9 protein-coding genes are annotated in these 18,131 nt (G+C 40.0%); all 9 read right to left on the bottom strand.

Annotation, left to right across the window (positions count from 1 at the left end):
- Positions 1 to 127: 127 nt before the first annotated feature.
- The gene (locus tag BUA72_RS00775; protein ID WP_083544090.1) at positions 128 to 4,807 is read right to left on the bottom strand and encodes a fibronectin type III domain-containing protein; all 4,680 of its coding nucleotides are present in this window, start codon (positions 4,805 to 4,807) and stop codon (positions 128 to 130) included.
- Positions 4,808 to 5,103: 296 nt separating this feature from the next.
- The gene (locus BUA72_RS00770) at positions 5,104 to 8,034 is read right to left on the bottom strand and encodes a reprolysin-like metallopeptidase (protein ID WP_072921359.1); all 2,931 of its coding nucleotides are present in this window, start codon (positions 8,032 to 8,034) and stop codon (positions 5,104 to 5,106) included.
- 234 nt (positions 8,035 to 8,268) lie between these two features.
- Positions 8,269 to 8,937, bottom strand: a complete 669-nt coding sequence (locus BUA72_RS00765; RefSeq protein ID WP_047452876.1) for a DUF6048 family protein — start codon at positions 8,935 to 8,937, stop codon at positions 8,269 to 8,271.
- Entirely contained in the window at positions 8,903 to 9,382 is a 480-nt protein-coding gene (locus tag BUA72_RS00760; protein ID WP_072921357.1) for a DUF6452 family protein, read from the bottom strand. The genes BUA72_RS00765 and BUA72_RS00760 overlap by 35 nt, the downstream gene beginning before the upstream one ends.
- A 6-nt stretch (positions 9,383 to 9,388) precedes the next feature.
- Positions 9,389 to 11,863, bottom strand: coding sequence for a zinc-dependent metalloprotease (locus BUA72_RS00755; RefSeq protein ID WP_072921355.1), 2,475 nt, complete (start codon positions 11,861 to 11,863; stop codon positions 9,389 to 9,391).
- A 36-nt stretch (positions 11,864 to 11,899) separates the two neighbouring features.
- On the bottom strand, positions 11,900 to 13,306 hold the full coding sequence (gene rlmD / locus BUA72_RS00750) for a 23S rRNA (uracil(1939)-C(5))-methyltransferase RlmD (protein ID WP_047452879.1): 1,407 nt from the start codon (positions 13,304 to 13,306) through the stop codon (positions 11,900 to 11,902).
- A 169-nt stretch (positions 13,307 to 13,475) separates the two neighbouring features.
- Positions 13,476 to 15,002 carry a TlpA family protein disulfide reductase gene (locus BUA72_RS00745; protein WP_072921353.1) on the bottom strand — a complete coding sequence of 509 codons (1,527 nt, stop codon included), beginning with the start codon at positions 15,000 to 15,002 and terminating at the stop codon, positions 13,476 to 13,478.
- 318 nt (positions 15,003 to 15,320) lie between these two features.
- Complete coding sequence (locus BUA72_RS00740) at positions 15,321 to 16,088, bottom strand: succinate dehydrogenase/fumarate reductase iron-sulfur subunit (RefSeq protein ID WP_034723328.1); 768 nt, start codon at positions 16,086 to 16,088, stop codon at positions 15,321 to 15,323.
- 24 nt (positions 16,089 to 16,112) lie between these two features.
- Entirely contained in the window at positions 16,113 to 18,125 is a 2,013-nt protein-coding gene (locus tag BUA72_RS00735) for a fumarate reductase/succinate dehydrogenase flavoprotein subunit (protein WP_072921351.1), read from the bottom strand.
- Positions 18,126 to 18,131: the final 6 nt, after the last annotated feature.

The following is an 18,131-nucleotide window of genomic DNA, read 5'->3' as shown; positions in this document are numbered from 1 at the left end:
TATTTATGTGTAAAATTTTCAACACTTGTTGAATTATTGATTAAAAAAATTCTAAATCATTCAAAAAAAACTAATCCATAAAAAAAGCCCTCATTTCTGAGGGCTTCATTTATTTGAAATTTAAATATTATTCTTTGATAAATTTCTTTTGAACGGTTACACCGTTGTCTTCGATATCTATTACATAAATTCCATTGATCAATTTACTTACATTAATCTGGTTGTTGAGTAAGATACCGTCGCCGATAATCTGTCCTGCAGAATTGTAGATTTTATATTTCGCTTTTTTGCTGATATTTTTCACATACAATACGGAGCTTACCGGGTTAGGGTAAATCAGGATTTCGGTTTGGTTTACAGAGTTTGGTACTCCCGGTTTAGCGATTCTTACTGAGTAATCCTCTACTTCACCGTTGGCAAAATTTGCACAGTTCACAGGAACTCCGTCTCTCATCATAGCCACTCTCATCACCACATACTTATAGTTTGTCATGCTTATATAAGCATCTACCGGTACACTGAATGTTCCTGTAACAGGACTGGTCGTGTTCGGAGGTGATGTGAATACTCTTTCGTCAAGATCGAAATATCCGTTTCTGTTGAAGTCAATCCAAACAGCGATTCCTTCGTCATGATTGGTTCCGTTCCATTTTTTCTCAATCGTGATCTGGTTTCCTGTAGATCCCTGAACCATTTCTATAAATGTAGCAGGTACTCCTGTATAATTGGTATAGTTTGATGGTCCTGAAGCGTTCTCCATTTTAGGTCTTCCATTTGGCGTCACTGTAACTTTAGAGATATGCTCGTTCACAGCATTCTGAGAACCCATCTGGCAATAAATCACAGTAGGTGTCGTGAAATAATATGGAGGTGTAGGTGTACCAGGCGTACCGTTACAAATATTCATCACCTGCATTTCATATTTCGTTTCTTCCAATAATCCTGTAATTGTATATGTATTCGTAATCAGAGAAACATTCGTCCAGCTAGGAATACCTACTTTTCTATATCTAAGTACATAAGTTGCACCAGGGAATCCTTCCCATGTAACTTCTGCCGATGTAGGTGTAAGCTGTAAAATAGTTAATCCCGGAGGAGGAAGTTCACATGTTCTTTCCGTAGTAAATACTTTAGGATTTGAATATGGATTAAGTGTAGTTTCTCCAACACACTTGTTAGCCACTCTTACTTCATATTTTGTATACGGGTCCAGGTTTGTTAACGCATAAGTATTCGTAGGAGGAGCAATGTTTGGTACCTGAGTCCATGTAGGAGCTCCTACTTTTCTCCACTCCAGTGTATACGTAGAGCTCGCGGCAAGCGGTGCCCATGTAACCAGTGCAGAGTTAGTTGTAATATTAGTTACCGTAACGTTTGGAGGTGTAGGGTCACATCTCGTAACAAATGGCTTAATAGCTGTAAATGTACCTATAACATCTCCGCATACTGCAGCCACCTGAACTTCATAATTGGTAGCAGGCGTTAAACCTGTAATCACCAATGGAATATTGTTTAGCAATGCTGAAGCATATACTTCCGTCCAAGCTCCCGGAGGAGGTCCCTGAAGTCTGTATCTTACCAGATAAGTTGTAGTGTTCGCAACTCCTGAAAGGGTAATCGTCGCAGAGTTATGAGTAGCTGTGATCCCTGGCAGGTTTGGTGTACCATTAGCACATGGTCTGATTCTTACTGCGTAATCTTCAACTTCTCCATTCACCGGATCCACACATAGTACCGGAGCACTTGTACGTTTAAGCACTACTCTCATAGTGGTCGTAAGCGGACCTGTATAAGCGGTTGCAGGCACTGCGAAGTTAGTATTCGTTACAGGAGTTGTAGTATTCGCTGCCGAACTCAGAATCTGTTCAGATGTTTCAAAAACTCCGTTTCTGTTGTAGTCGATCCAAGCTGAAACCGCCACATTTGCTGTTGCCCCTGTCCATCCTTTAGATACTGAGATCTTATTATTTGCAGAACCTGCATCAAGGGTGATTAATGTCTGAGGTGTTATGTAGCTTGTATAGTTAGTCTGAACACTTGTGTTATTCATTACCGGTACTCCAGGGTTAGAAGAAGTAACAGTTACATTTGAAATGTGGTCGTTAGTTCCTGTACCTGTCATAGGGCAGTATGAAAGTGGTGGTGTCGTAAATTGTACCGCTGTAGAGTATGCTCCTGTAGAACCTCCACATGTAGTAGAAATCTGTACGTCATACTTAGTCTGTTCAGTAAGTCCCGGAATCGTATACGTATTCACACCTGGTGCTAAAACAACCGGTGGAATGGTGTAAGTACCTGCTGTAGCTAATTTCCATCTGATGGTATAAGTAGCATTGGCAGCACCGAACCAATATACCGTAGCTGTAGTTGCTGTAAGGTTGGTTACTGTAATGTTTGTAGGTGGCGCTGTAGTACAAGGCGGCTGATCAATAAGTTTTACCGCATAATCTTCTACTTCACCCCAAGTGAACGTTCCACAGGCAGCAGCAGCAGCACTTTCTCTCAATGCTACACGCATACGGGTTGTAAGATTTCCCATGTAAACACCGCCGGCAGCGTTCGGAACAGCAAAAGTAGCTGTAACCGGAGTCGTCGTATTACTAGGTGAATTTAATACCTGCTCACTGGCTTCAAAAACCCCGTTTCTGTTAAAGTCAATCCAAACTCCCGTTCCGAAAGACCATTGAGTTCCAGGCCATGTTTTATTAACAGTCACTGTATTACTTCCAAGACCTCTTACCAAAGTAACCAGTCTTGTAGCATCTGTAGTGTAATCTGTATAGTTGCTGAAATCCGAAACACTATTCATTGGTATTGCAGAATTCGGAACTACAGCAACCTTGCTGATAAATCCGTCAATCGTAGTACTTGTAGAAGCAGAAGTACAATAGGTAATAGCCGGAGTTGTAAAAGGAGTAGCTGTAGAGAATGGTCCCTGAGTTCCTCCACAAATCGTAGCTATCTGAAATTCATACTGAGTCTGCTCTGTAAGGTTTGTAATGGTATAGCTACTTGCAAGTGGTGTAGTAATACTTACCGGTGTCCAAGCTCCTCCAGGTAACGATCTGTACTGAAGTACATAGGTAGCTCCCGTTGAAGGCATCCACCCAATCTGAGCAGAAGTTGGAGTAAGGTTTGAAACCGTAATATTCGTTGGAGGTGCAGTCGTACATGGCTGTAAAGCGATAACATTTAATGTAAAATCTACAAAGTTACCCCATGGTGCAGGTCCGCAAGGAACATTGGTTCCAATAAATGATGTAGATGTTCTTACTCTGTAATTTCCAGGAGGTTGTGATCCAGGTATAACAATAGATGCTGTAGCTGAAGTAACGTAACCAGGAGTTGCCAGAATGGTTTCACCCGGATCGTTAAAACTCATATTATTATTCCAGTCTACCCACACATAATAATTATAAGTGCTGGTTCCACTGTTCAGGTTCATGGTTATTGTATTGGTAGGTAACCCTGAAAAAACGGTGGCTGAGCTATTCACATATGCTGAGTAGGAATTAGCTGTATAATTTAAATTGCTAATTCCTCCTGTCGTATTAATAGTCTTCAGATAATATAAATTTGAACTGGTTCCACCTGTTGGTGCACAGTATCCTGTAAGTACCGTTAAAGGTCCTGTCCAGCTACTTTGATCTGTTGCAGTACATCTTGATCTTACCCATACATAATACGTTGTATTGGCTACAAGAGGAGAAAGCGTTGCAGTCGTTCCTGTCACAGTTTGTGATGGTACAGTTGCAGCTGTTGGAGCTGTAGCAGATGTACTGTAATATACATCATATCCTCCTGCAGGTGCAATTGAAGGAGCTGTCCAGCTGATATTGGCGCTGGTTGGTACTACCGTTCCCAGAGTTAGAGCCGTTGGGGCTAAACATGAAGGAGGTGTCGTTACCGTTAATTGTCCGATCCATGTACTTTGGCTGGTACCACTACATTTAGATCTTATCCATATATAGTATGTTGTATTAGGCACCAATGGAGAAAGGGTCACCCCTGTTCCTGTGGTAACCGTTTGTGAAGGCGTAGTTGCAGCCGTTGGTGCTGTAGCTGTTGTACTGTAATATACATCATATCCTCCTGCAGGTGCAGAAGATGGTGCCGTCCAGCTGATTGCGGCTGTAGTTGCTGTAGTTGCTCCTGAAGTTAATCCTATAGGAGGCAGACAAGCAGGTGGCGGGCCAAAAGTCAACTGAACATTGGGTCTGTTGGCATCCACTGTCCCGTTACCCGCAGGTGGCGTAGTGTCACCCTCAATATACATATGTTTTGATGTATTGCTGGAATAGGTAAAGGAATTTCCACCCAGTGATCCGGTTCCGCTTCCTCCATAGTTGGTTTCAACCAATACTACCAGATTTTCCACCCCGTTATAATAATAAGGGTTTTGAAGCGTAACGGTATTCCATCCTGTAGGTATGCTGGCTATGTTTCCGTCGTACACTAAGGTAGCTCCGGCAGTAGCCGTAACCCAGTTTTGTGCCGTGATGGTAGTGGTAGCAACAGGAACGGTTTTTAAATAAATTTTAACCGGAGTCGCTATCGTCGTAGCGACTGTAGCATTCCATGCTACCGACAGGACACTTCCACCGGCGGGAAGGTTTATTTCCGCTGCAGTATAAAGTGAAGCATCTCTCTGGTGCCCGTAATAAGGGGCCAAAGGATATCTCTGAGTACTGGTTCCTGTACCAATAGTGACTGTTTGTGCCTGTGAAAATAGCCCGAAGACCATACACAGCAATGTTATGAGCACCCTATAGGGCCTGCCCATTTTACAGAGTAAAAATCCACTCATATTTTTTTAGTTTAGTAGTGATAACAATAGTAAGTAAGTATAGTGTTTCCTATTTTTTGGTGTTCAAATGTTTTTTTTTGAAACATCCATTTTTTTACAGATATTCTGTATTGAAAAGAATAATTTTTTAATTCATACGCTAACAATTTTATAATTACACAAATCTAATAATTTTTTCATTATTAATACATCCATTCAAATATTTTTTTGTTAAAATTCTATAATAATTCCACATTTTATACATTAAAATATAAAATCCCCAGAAGAGTCTGAGGATTTTATATATTCTAATTATTTTACTTTTTGATAAACTTGGATCGGAACTGATCTTTCCCCTTTTCATCGATTGTGATGACGTATCCGCCTTTCACCAGAGATGAAACATTGATTTTTCCACCGTTAATATTTCCTTCCCCTACAAGCTGGCCTGCAGTATTGTAAATTTTATACGCCGTTTTATCTGAAACTTTGGTTACGTTCAGGATATCATTTACCGGATTAGGATAGATCTGGATACCACTGTTATTAGCACCATTCACTTCGTTTGTTCCCAATGACACCTGAATCTGAACAGGGTAATCTTCAATTTCGCCATAAGCAAAAGGGTTACATCCGTTTTCAGGTTGATTTTCGTAAGCCATAGCTACTCTCATGATCACTTTTCTGTCGGTATATGCATTGGCAGGAACAGAGAATGTTCCGGAAACCGGTGTCACCATATTGGAGGCACTGGTAAAGATCTTTTCAGAATCTGAGAAATTCCCGTCTCTGTTGAAATCTATCCAGGCGGTTACCCCTTCATTGTATGACTGCCCTGTCCATGCTTTTGTCACACTGATTGCATTACCTGAACTTCCCCTTCTAAGCGTAATTACTTTTGATGGATCAGCGGTATAATCTGTATACGCAGAACCTGTACTTGTGTTTGAAACAACACTCATTCCTAATGGAGTTACAGAAACATTGGAGATAAACTCATCATCAAAATTTCCGGAACTGTTGGTACAGAAAGCATAAGCCAATGTGCTGAAGTTGGTACTTGCAGAATACTCACCTGCCGTACTTCCACAAATATTGGCAACCTGTACTTCATACTGCGTTGTATCATCAAGGCCTGCAATATAATAAGCATTTGTAGGAACATTGACTGTAACCCAGTTTGTAGTGCCTGTTTTTCTGTATCTCAGAGAATAGGTAGCACCCTGAACCGGTGTCCAGCTGATATTTCCTGAAGAAATGGTAAGTCCTGAAGCAGCAATTCCTGCAGTAGCCGTAGAAGAACATGTCGCCATTGAGGCTGCTACCGTTGCATTTCCAATGGCATAGAAAACATTTCCAACAGCACTTACTCTGATTTTTATATTAGCTCCAGTAGCAAGGGAAGAGAATGTAAACGCTTCCGCTCCGTCATTAGGAGTAGATGGTGTCAGTACTACCCACGTTGCTCCATTATCCGCAGTATAATCTATTTTAACATTTGGGGTATTGTAAATTCCGGAATTCGTATTGACAACATTCCAGGTTACAGCACCAGCGGCGTTATTATATACTGTAGTGGAAGTTACGTTAAAAGGACCTTCATTCCCTACATTGATTTTTTGAAGTGCAGAATTAGTCTGCTGTTCTGCCACTACGGGGCTGTTATCTCTTGCCGTAAATACAAAACTGGTAGATCTTGCTCTGTTGGATACCGTTTCCCAATCTATTGCAGAAGAAAGATTGCCTGCCAATACTGTATTCAGCTTAGGGAAATATCTTGTAGGCGAAGTAGACGGAAGGATCGATCTGAAAAGCGGACCCACTCCGGTGTTTCCATTAACAGAAGTTACGGTAGCCGCAGCATTATCAAACTGTTCCCATGTAAAGGTCATCGGATTTCCTTCAGGATCGGTAGCATTACCTATAAGAGCAAATGCGGTCCCTTTTGGAATGGCATAATCATTTAAGGCAGAAATTACCGGTGGGTTGTTGGTTACTGTAGTTTCTACATCACATGTTTTAGCCACCAAATTATTCTGAATCTGAAGAAGACTTACCACATGGAAATAGGGATCAGAATTCATCTGAACATTGGCACCTGTAATCCCTGCATATCCCATAATGGTAGATCCTGAACCCGGCTCCATGTTTACGCCTGCGGATTCCAGTGCGTGGGAGAATGTATGGTTAGCTCCCAGCTGATGCCCAATTTCGTGAGCTACATAATCAATATCGAATGTATCTCCCTGTGGAACAGCATTGGCTGGAGACGTATATCCTGAACCTTTTGCTTTATTGGTAGGACCCGTTGGATCTACACAAATACATCCGATACATCCGGCATTTCCTCCGCCTCCGCTTCTTCCGAATAAGTGTCCGATATCATAGTTTTCATTTCCTACCACGCTGGTAAGGGTCTGCTGAAGCTGAACGTTCCAGTTCCCCATCTGAGCGGCAGGAGAATAAGGGTCAGTAGCCGCATCCATATAAATCAATGCAGGATAATTCACCATATTCAAATGTATGGCCAAATCTTTTTCAAAAACCCCGTTCACTCTTGAAAGTGTAGCGTTCATAGCGGTAAGCGCTCCCGCCTGAGTACCTCCGAAGTAAGTTGTATATTCTGCAGTTACAGAAAGTGCTAATCTAAGTGTTCTGTATTTCTTATCTGAAGATTTAGAAAAATCTGATGTGTTATTTATAAAGGACTTATTAGTATTGTACAGCTTTGCAATTTCCTTTTTAGAAAGGATATCTTCATCCATAGAACAAAGGAAACCCTGAGATCCTCCACCTATGGTTTTGCCATGCACCCCATAAACTGTTTTGGAAGCATTTTGTGGCTCAATGAACTGGTATACTCCGTCTTTAATGATCATAGACTGAAAATCATTCGGAGCCAGTGAAAATCTTAAATATTTGGAAGGGTCATCTATTCCCACTCCCACATATGATCCCAGCTGATACTGATCTGCCAGCGCTTTATCCATAACCGGAAAGCTATAGACATTGAATCTTTCAATTTTACCATCTAAAGTGGGAAGGGCAACCGCAATAGGTTTTGCATTCTTACCCATTTCCTGAGCTCCTGAAAGCTGCGTCCTTAATAAAGAAATATCTAAGGAGTAATAGTCTTTGATATCCGACCGCTGTATTACCTCTCCGGACCGTCCTGTTGATGGCGTCCATTGTGCTGTAGCAGCAGCGAACATACAAAGAGAAAATACTGAAGTAAAAATTTTCTTCATAATTTCTTGAAATATTAGATTAATGTCACAAATATAATATTTCTATTAAAATAAAATCATTAAATTTTAATTTTTAATGAATAATAAACACCGCTATCTATTTTATGATTGAATGATTGACAATAAAAATCCCCGGATAGAGACCCGGGGATTCATTATTCATGATGCATGACCTTATGTTTCTCATAAAGACTGCTTTATTTTTTTAACAGTAAAAATCTGTCACATTTTCTTTTAGAATTTGTACGCAATATTCCATGCGAAACCCATATTGAATTTGGCTGAACTTCTGCCGAATCCCGGTACAATCATTGGCGTAATATCATCCTGTTTGGAGGTGTACACTAAATATTTCGGTTGAAGATTGATATCGATATAAAAGTTAGATTCAAACAACTGTACTCTTCCACCCAAGGTTCCTTCCAGCCATGCGGAGGTCTGTGATGATGATGGAAATGCCACAGAAGACGCACTGCCCCCAAATCCGCGGACCGGGACTGCCATATACTCCTGATTGTAGAAAGCACCTCCTATTTTACCTCCGGCATAAAACCCGTTGAATTCATTTTCAGGGTCTTTCGCCAGCATATAGAATGCTCCCAGCTTTACGAATGGACCGCTTGCTTTTGCATCATACCCATTCTTTTGATATACATTTTTCTCGAAACCGGCTTCGGCAACCGCATGAACGTTTCCTCTTATCTTGGATGAAATAAATCCCTGATACAGCACTCTGTCTGAGAAAAAAGATACACCCGCATTCAAAACATCAAAACCCACCATAAAGTTAGGCTTGTATTTCTCATGAACCTTTTTGGTTTCTTTGGTTTCCTTTTTTTCCTGGGCTATTCCCAGCACTCCTATGATGCTAAAAAAGAAGGTAAAGATTAATCCTGTCTTCATTCTCTATTTGGTTTTGTCCTGCTTCCACTTTCTTCACAGGATTGGATTGTTTTAATTCTGAACTTAAGTTTTCGTACGTTTTTTTGATCCCGCATCCCGGAGAAACATAGGCAGTCTTCGTGGCATAACTGATTCTTACGTGAGATTCAGCAGCTTTATTTTCTAACCTGAAATACACGTCTGTATACGGAGAGTCATCTACTCTTAGGGGAATCAGTCTTGAATCTATTTTCTCAAGCTTACCCAACTGCACTTTTCCGGAACCATAATCTACGGCTACATATAATGAGTCCAAAGTCCTCACTTTACCATCTGCCTCAGATTTGAACGCCACTTTCAGTCGGGGAGTTCCTTCCCCACTCTCACAGATATCATCGTCTCCGCCACAGGATGAGATCATGAAGATACCGCATATAACTACTATAAGGTATGTAAGATATTTCATATTTTTTTATTTTGGATCTAAGGCTTTTTCAATTCGGAAAGCAAGATCTTCATAATGGTATTTATTTACTGTATTGGCATCTGCTTTTGCTGAAAGTTCTTTTTTAATGGTGATTAAGTTTCCTCTTACAATAGCAGAAACATCAGATTTATCAGGATTTTTTGCATCAACCAGTTTAATCAGGTTATCTACGTAACTTCTCTGAAGGTTTCTTCCGTATACATCAGGGTTTGCTTTTCTGATAATAGAATTATTCAGGTCTGAGAACAGATCAACCAGGGTATAGGTATTCTGATCTACAGCTTCCATCTGGTACATATTCTGTAAAACAATCGGGCTTAAAATTCTTGAAAGAACTCCATTCTGAATTTCTTCAATGGTTTTCACCGGCGTTTTTCCTGTCTTCTCAAATACTTCTTTTTTGATGAGCCATTGTGGTGTAGTGAAAACATTTTCTTCTAGAAATCTCATCGCTTCCTGCTGATCTTTTTTAGCTACGACTTCATATACAGGACCTGACTGCTCAGCCGTTTTTGGAGTTTCCATCTGTCCGCCGATGTATTTTGAAACGTGACCGGCATATCTTCTGAACTGCCCGGTTACCTGATCATACATCATCCCCAGATTTTCGTAATCTTCATTCGGACTTGCCGTCCACTTTTCCAGATTATCTACAATTTTCTTCAGGTTTTTGATTCCGTAGGTACTTGCGATCATGGCATTGTCTCCTACCTGCTCACTCTGAGATCGCGGATCAAGAGGATTGGATTCTGTCCCAAACCAAAGTCTTTCGTTTTTTAAATTTTTAATGACCCATTTGTTCAGATATTCTTTTTCTGAATCCGGGGTGTTGTACTGATAAAATCTTTTGTAACCCCACTCAATGGCCCAGTCATCATAATCTCCGATTCTCGGCATGATTCCTGAATCTCCGATGTTATCTTCCGGTTGTGCCACATAATTAAATCTTGCATAATCCATGATCGATGGGGTGTGGCCATTCTTTTCAAGCCATTTTTTATCTCTCAGTTTTTCAACAGGCACGGTAGAACTTGAACCGAAATTATGTCTTAATCCCAAAGTATGTCCTACTTCATGAGAAGAAACAAAACGGATCAGCTCACCCATTAATTTATCATCAAACTTAATTTTTCGTGCTCTTTCATCATTGGGTGCAGCCTGCACAAAATACCAGTTTCTCAGAAGCATCATGACATTGTGATACCAGTTGATATGACTTTCCAGAATTTCTCCTGTTCTCGGATCTGAGATCGATGGTCCGGAAGCATTTGGTACATCTGAAGGTTTATACACAATGGCAGAGAATCTTGCATCTTCAAGGCTCCATTCCGTATCCACTTTTGAATCCGGTACTTTTGCATAAATAGCATTTTTGAAACCTGCTTTTTCAAAAGCTTTCTTCCAGTCATCCACTCCCTGAATCAGGTAAGGAACCCATTTTTTTGGGGTTGCCGGATCAATATAGAATACAATTGGTTTTGCCGGCTCTACCAACTCTCCTCTTTTGTATTTTTCAAGGTCCTGAGGTTTTGGCTCTAGTCTCCATCTTTTAACCAGAGAAATCCTTTTTACACCCTGAGGATCAAGATCAAAATCTGTATACCCTACTGTGAAATAACCTACTCTCGGGTCAAAGTATCTTGCCTGCATTTTGTTTTCCGGAAGAAGAACAAATGAAGCGTTGATCTCTACCGTATAATTTCCACTTATTTTCGGAGTGTTGGCAGGAGTAGCTCCCGGCAACGGTCTTCCCAAAGTACGTGCGAAAGTTTTGGTGGTATTGATCTCGATATTATTCGGGAACGATTTTACAAAGTTTACGAATGACATATCTTTCTGGAAAGCTCCGACTTTGAAGGCATCTTTATAATTGACAGAGAAAGAAACCGTTTCGTTATCAGAGTTCAGAAGATCCGTGACATCAATGACTGAAGATTTTTTATTGTCTCCGTACGTTTTTACATCAAAGGATTTAATGATAGGCTGTACGTTATTTCTGATGACAGAATTGTACATATCCGAGGTGGAATCTTTTGCATAATCTACAAAAGAAATGGCTCTCAGCAGGATTTTGTCTTTGGGACCTTTTTCAAAAGCCACTACCTGCTGGCCGATCTGATCTCCTGCATATCCGGTACTTCCGGAACGCATGCCGGCAGCAGCTTTTGTAAGTCTTGTTACTAAAAGAAATTCCTTTTTCAGCATTCTGTCAGGAATCTCGAAGTAATATTTATCATCCAATTTATGAACGGTGAAAACGCCCTGGTCCGAAACCGCTTTATCAGTAATCACCTCTTTATAGGATTTTATCACCGGCTTTTTCTTGGGATCGTCTTTTTTTACTTTTGCGGTATCTGTTTTTACCGCTGCAGAATCTTTTTCCTGCCCTTTCAGTTCGGCCTGACTTAACATCAAAACCAATACAATGAAAGCGGCACCCAGGTTTTTCACTCTTTTCATTTAAATTTTCAGATTAATATATTCAAATTTAAGTAATTATTTTTTGATTAGTAATGCTATATTCTCCACGTGGTGCGTTTGTGGAAACATATCTACCGGTAATATTTTCACCAAAGTATAATGTTCTTTCATCAAAGCCAGATCTCTTGCCTGTGTCGCTGAGTTACAGCTTACATACACTACTTTTTCCGGTGCCAGTTTCAGGATCTGCTCCACTACTTTCTGGTGCATTCCGTCTCTTGGTGGGTCGGTAATCAAAACATCTGCTTTCGGGTGGTTTTCCAGGAATTCATCGTTGAAGACATTTTTCATATCTCCACAATAGAATGTGGTGTTGGTAAGACCATTTAATTCAGCATGTTCAATGGCAGCATCTATGGCTTCCTGAACAGATTCTATCCCGATCACATGTTTTGCATTTCTGGCCACATACTGAGCGATAGTTCCTGTTCCTGTGTAAAGGTCATAAACTACTTCATCACCTTTTAAATCAGCAAACTCAAGGGTTTTTCTGTACAGTTCCAATGCCTGCTTGTAATTGGTCTGAAAGAATGATTTCGGTCCAATTTTAAACTTCAGTCCGTCCATTTCTTCCATCAGGAATCCTTCTCCGAAATAGATTTTAACATCTAAATCATAAATGGAATCATTCTGCTTTGGATTGATGGCGTACACCAACGTTTTGATCTGCGGGAATTTTTCAAGTAAAAACTGGAAAAGCTTTTCTCTGTTGTCTTTTTCTTCTCTGTACAGCTGGAATAAGACCATCCACTCTCCTTTAGAGTTTTGTCTCATCATCAGGGTTCTCAGGAATCCTTCCTGATTTTTCACATCAAAGAAATCCAATCCATTGTCTACCCCAAATTTTTTCACAGCCAGACGAATCGCATTGGACGGCTCTTCCTGAAGGAAACATTCTTTAAGATCAAGAATCTTGCTCCACATTCCCGGAATATGGAAACCAAGAGCGTCTTTGCTTCCAAAGTTCTCTTCAGAGCTTATTTCGTATTGGGTCAGCCATCTCGCGTTGGAGAAAGAAAACTCCATTTTATTTCTGTAGAAATACTGTTCTTCGGCACCTAAAATCGGAACGGTTTCAAAGTCCTCAATTCCACCGATTCTTTTGATATTATTGTATACTTCTTCCTGTTTGAAATCAAGCTGTTTTTCATAGCTCATATTCTGCCATTTGCATCCTCCACAAGTTCCGAAATGAATACATTTGGCTTCCACTCTGTATGGAGAAGGCTCTACTACTTCCACGGTTTCCGCTTCGTAGTATTTGGACTTGGATTTCTTTACTCTGGCATTCACTACGTCTCCGGGAACTGCTCCCGAGATCAGTACCGTTTTTCCTTCTTCTGTTCTTCCTATCGCAACGCCTTTCGCCCCTGCCCCGAACAGCTTAATATTTTCAAGAATAATATCTTTCTTCTTTCTCATCCGTAAACTCAATTTCTTTAACGCACGAACAAAACTCTCCAGTCTCATCCGCTGATTCTATTTCTATTTTTTCTTATATGTCCCGAAAAACCATCCGGTTTCAATTTGCAAAAATACAATAAAAAAAAACCTTATCCGAAGATAAGGTTTCCATCTATATTAAAGTTTATTATTTTGTAGGAGCGGGCTGTGGATTTACAGGTTGTCCTGAAGGATCCATCATCATTCCCGGCTGCATCTGCATAGGCTGCTGCTCTACTTTCGGTGCAGAAAGACCTGTAAGTTTGTCAAGGATAGTTACAACCTCCTGCTCACCTAAGTTTACAAAAGATCTGCTTGCGATCTTACCGTCTTTATCCACTACGATGAAGCAAGGTAATTTAAATCCGTACACGCCATATTTTTTAGCGATATCAGATTCCAAACCTTTTTCTCCGTATACATTAGTTCCAGGAATTCCTTTTAATAATGCGCTGCTTGTTTTTACAAACTGATCTTTCGTATCGTCAACGTTGACAAAAACAAAGTTCATTTTAGATTTGTAGAAATTCACTACTTCTTTTAATACCGGTACAGTCGCTTCGCTGATGTAAGGGTTCCAAGATGCGTAGAAGAACAACATGTATGGTTTTCCTTTGTTTTCAGAAAGCTGGTAAGATTTACCGTCTGCTTTTACCAATGAACCTTCCGGAGCAACTTCTCCTACTTTAAGTCCGTTGATAGCGATCTGCATTTTACCTAAGTCAGCTTTGATACCAGCATCAGTAATATCTGTATCGATGATTTTTTTGATCTTATCGGTATTTTTTGCAGGAGCACCCGGATGAATATCCTGAGCTACTACGAATGCCAAAAGATAATCTTTAGCAGTCTGTGAAACTTCTTTTCTGTCTTTCAGGAACTGTGCGAAAACTTCAGAAGTGATGATATCTGTTTTTCCTTTCGTTTTAGCTTCAGCAAATTTCTGGAAGTCCGGACTCATTTTCACAAGAAGATACTGTCTGTATAATGGAATAGTTTTTACCATTAAGTCTTTGTTCTCCTCTAATTTAGTCTCATAATCCGTGAAAGCTTTTGACACTTTAAATGAAGGATTTCCTGACATCTGACGCTGAGCCATTTCATAGTTGGCCAAAAGGTTCAGAATAGTCACTTTCACGTCATTCTTTTTCCACTCAAGCATTCCTTTGCCCGGGTTGTTTTTCTTAGCAAGATCATCCACATTTTTGTTGATATCAGCTTCGATTTTCTGCGCTCCTTTTAAGAACGTTTTTTCGTCACCTGACATTAGCTGCTGGATGTTGATTTTACTTCCGTACTCCCCTAAAAATTTTTGGCTCGCCTGAAGGAAATCATTATTTTTCTTAGCGTCTCCTGTAACTACGAATTCATTTGGAAAGGTCATTGAGTTTCCAGAAATGTTTAATTTCTGTCCGCCTTCAAGATAAATCAGATTCTGTCTTCCTGCATAGTTGATCACATACATTCCGTCTTTAGGAGCATCAAAGCTTCCTGCAAAGTTTCCATTTTTATCTAAACCTATATTAGCAAGTGGAAGTGTTGCTACACCAGAAGCTTCAACGAATTCAATTCTTTCGAGCGGTGAACTTCCGGCAATCTTTCCTTTTACTTCAACTTTTTTTGAACAAGACATCACAAATGCTGTGATGATAAACAATAAAAGATATTTTTTCATTTCAATTTTAATATTACACAAAAATACGTTTTTTACGGCTTGTTGATTAACACTATTTATTTTTTTTGAAAATTTTATGAAATCCTATGCAGAGGGCCTTTGAAGCCATTTTACCTGCTTAGATTTTTACTTCTCGACAAAAATCTATGAATGAGAATTGCTTCTCTTTTCGTAAATAGTGTTCACCAAATATAGACTTATTAAATAAAGAATGTCTTATCTGCTCAACAACTTAACAAATTTTAACAACTAAAAGCATAGTATAAAAAAAATCGTCTCCATAATGAAGACGATTTTTATATATATTTCGAATAGATTCTATCCTTTGTCTACCATAGCAGCCATATATTCTCTGTTCATTCTGGCGATGTTTTCAAGAGAAATTCCTTTCGGACATTCTACTTCACAAGCACCTGTATTTGAACAGTTTCCGAATCCTTCTTCGTCCATAGCTTTCACCATGTTCAGAACTCTTCTGCTCGCCTCTACTCTACCCTGAGGTAAAAGAGCGTACTGAGAAACTTTAGCTCCTACGAATAGCATTGCAGATCCGTTTTTACAAGTCGCTACACAAGCACCACATCCGATACATGCCGCAGCATCCATTGCTTTGTCTGCATCTTCTTTAGGAACCGGAATTGCATTAGCGTCCAAAGTATTTCCTGAAGTGTTCACCGAAATGAAACCACCTGCAGCCATTACTCTGTCGAATGCGCTTCTGTCTACCATTAAATCTTTAATAACCGGGAAAGCAGCACTTCTCCAAGGCTCAATAACGATGGTTTCACCGTCTTTGAACATTCTCATGTGAAGCTGACAAGTCGTGATACCCGTATCCGGACCGTGCGCTCTACCATTGATGTAAAGAGAACACATCCCGCAGATTCCTTCACGACAGTCGTGGTCGAAAGCGATAGGTTCTTTTCCTTCGTTAATAATATTTTCATTCAAAATATCTAACATTTCCAAGAAAGAAGAATCTGTAGAAACATCTGATATCTTGTAGGTCTCAAACTGACCTTTAGTTTTGCTATTTTTTTGTCTCCAAATTTTTAGGGTAAGATGAAGGCCTTTTTTTGCACTCATAATTATTTATTTATAGGTTGGAGATTATTTGTAACTTCTTGCTTTAACTTCAATGTTTTCGTAGATCAGATCTTCTTTATGCAGAACTTCAGTGGTGATATCATCTGTTTGATATTCCCAAGCTCCGACATATTTGAAGTTAACATCATCTCTTTCTGCTTCCCCTTCTGAAGTAGCATGATCTTCTCTGAAGTGTCCTCCACAAGATTCGTTTCTGTGTAGAGCATCAATAGCCATCAATTGTCCAAGCTCGATGAAATCTGCTACTCTGAATGCTTTTTCAAGTTCAGTATTCATTCCATCGGCATCACCAGGAACTTTTACGTCTGCCCAGAATTCTTTTTTCACCTGAGCGATTTCAGCAATAGCTTCTTTCAATCCTTCAGGAGTTCTTCCCATTCCTACCTTATTCCACATGATGTGTCCTAATTTTTTGTGGAAATGATCTACTGAATGAGTTCCTTTATTATTTAAGAAGAAATCTACTTTATCTTTAATTCCTTTTTCAGCCTGATCAAAATCTGCAGAGTTTGTAGGAATTGCACCTGTTCTGATATCTGCTGAAAGATAATCTGCAATCGTGTAAGGAAGTACGAAATATCCATCTGCCAAACCTTGCATCAAAGCAGAAGCTCCCAATCTGTTAGCTCCGTGGTCTGAGAAATTAGCCTCACCGATTACGAAACATCCAGGGATTGTAGACTGTAAGTTATAATCAACCCAAACACCACCCATTGTGTAGTGAACTGCAGGATAGATCTTCATTGGAGTTTTGTAAGGATCATCAGCTGTAATTTTTTCGTACATTACGAATAAGTTACCGTATTTCTCCTCAATCCAGGCTTTTCCTAAATCATAGATCTGCTGATCTGTAGGATTGTGAATATGTTTTTCGATAGCGGCTTCTTTACCTTTTTTGATGATCTCTGTAGAGAAATCTAAGTAAACACCTTCTTTAGTATCATTATTTTCGATTCCGAAACCAGCATCACATCTCTCTTTACCAGCTCTGGACGCAACGTCTCTAGGAACTAGGTTTCCGAATGCAGGATATCTTCTTTCCAAATAATAATCTCTATCTTCTTCTTTAATATTTTCTGGTCTTAATTTACCTTCTCTGATGGCTACAGAATCTTCGATTTTCTTAGGAACCCAAATTCTTCCTGAGTTTCTAAGAGATTCAGACATCAAAGTCAGTTTAGACTGCTGTGTTCCGTGAACAGGAATACAAGTCGGGTGAATCTGTACATAACAAGGGTTTGCGAAGTACGCTCCTTTTTTGTGAATCTTCCATGCTGCAGAAACGTTGGATCCCATCGCATTGGTAGAAAGGAAATATACGTTTCCGTAACCTCCTGAAGCAATAACTACTGCGTGAGCAGAATGTCTTTCGATTTCACCTGTTACAAGGTTTCTTGCGATGATCCCTCTTGCTTTTCCGTCTACAATAACAAGATCAAGCATTTCATGACGGTTGTACATCTTGATTCTTCCTTTACCGATCTGACGGCTCATTGAAGAATAGGCACCTAGCAATAACTGCTGCCCTGTCTGTCCTTTTGCGTAGAATGTTCTTTTTACCTGAACCCCACCAAATGAACGGTTATCTAACTGACCGCCGTAATCTCTTCCGAAAGGTACTCCCTGAGAAACACACTGGTCGATGATATTGGCAGAAACTTCAGCTAGTCTGTAAACGTTAGCCTCTCTCGCTCTATAGTCACCACCTTTGATGGTGTCATAGAATAATCTGTACGTAGAGTCACCGTCACCCTGATAGTTTTTAGCGGCGTTGATACCTCCCTGTGCAGCAATTGAGTGTGCTCTTCTTGGAGAATCCTGGTAGCAGAATGCTTTTACGTTATATCCCTGCTCAGCCAGTGTAGCTGCAGCAGAACCTCCTGCCAAACCTGTCCCTACAACAATAATATCAATCTTATCTCTGTTGTTTGGTGCAACAAGGTTCATATGGTCTTTATGATGCTTCCATTTATCCTTTAAAGGACCAGCCGGAATTTTTGAATCTAATTTACTCATATTGGT

The organism is Chryseobacterium sp. OV279 (assembly GCF_900128945.1).
In the GTDB taxonomy this organism is placed as follows: Bacteria; Bacteroidota; Bacteroidia; order Flavobacteriales; family Weeksellaceae; genus Chryseobacterium.
Note: the sequence above shows the minus strand (reverse complement) of the source record. Positions and strands in the feature narration are given on the sequence as shown.

What these genes read in the sequence shown, in the direction of transcription:
- BUA72_RS00775 (WP_083544090.1), bottom strand. Translation starts at nt 4,807, where the DNA reads ATGAGTGGATTTTTACTCTGTAAAATGGGCAGGCCCTATAGGGTGCTC.
- BUA72_RS00770 (WP_072921359.1), bottom strand. Translation starts at nt 8,034, where the DNA reads ATGAAGAAAATTTTTACTTCAGTATTTTCTCTTTGTATGTTCGCTGCT.
- BUA72_RS00765 (WP_047452876.1), bottom strand. Translation starts at nt 8,937, where the DNA reads ATGAAGACAGGATTAATCTTTACCTTCTTTTTTAGCATCATAGGAGTG.
- BUA72_RS00760 (WP_072921357.1), bottom strand. Translation starts at nt 9,382, where the DNA reads ATGAAATATCTTACATACCTTATAGTAGTTATATGCGGTATCTTCATG.
- BUA72_RS00755 (WP_072921355.1), bottom strand. Translation starts at nt 11,863, where the DNA reads ATGAAAAGAGTGAAAAACCTGGGTGCCGCTTTCATTGTATTGGTTTTG.
- rlmD (WP_047452879.1), bottom strand. Translation starts at nt 13,306, where the DNA reads ATGAGAAAGAAGAAAGATATTATTCTTGAAAATATTAAGCTGTTCGGG.
- BUA72_RS00745 (WP_072921353.1), bottom strand. Translation starts at nt 15,002, where the DNA reads ATGAAAAAATATCTTTTATTGTTTATCATCACAGCATTTGTGATGTCT.
- BUA72_RS00740 (WP_034723328.1), bottom strand. Translation starts at nt 16,088, where the DNA reads ATGAGTGCAAAAAAAGGCCTTCATCTTACCCTAAAAATTTGGAGACAA.
- BUA72_RS00735 (WP_072921351.1), bottom strand. Translation starts at nt 18,125, where the DNA reads ATGAGTAAATTAGATTCAAAAATTCCGGCTGGTCCTTTAAAGGATAAA.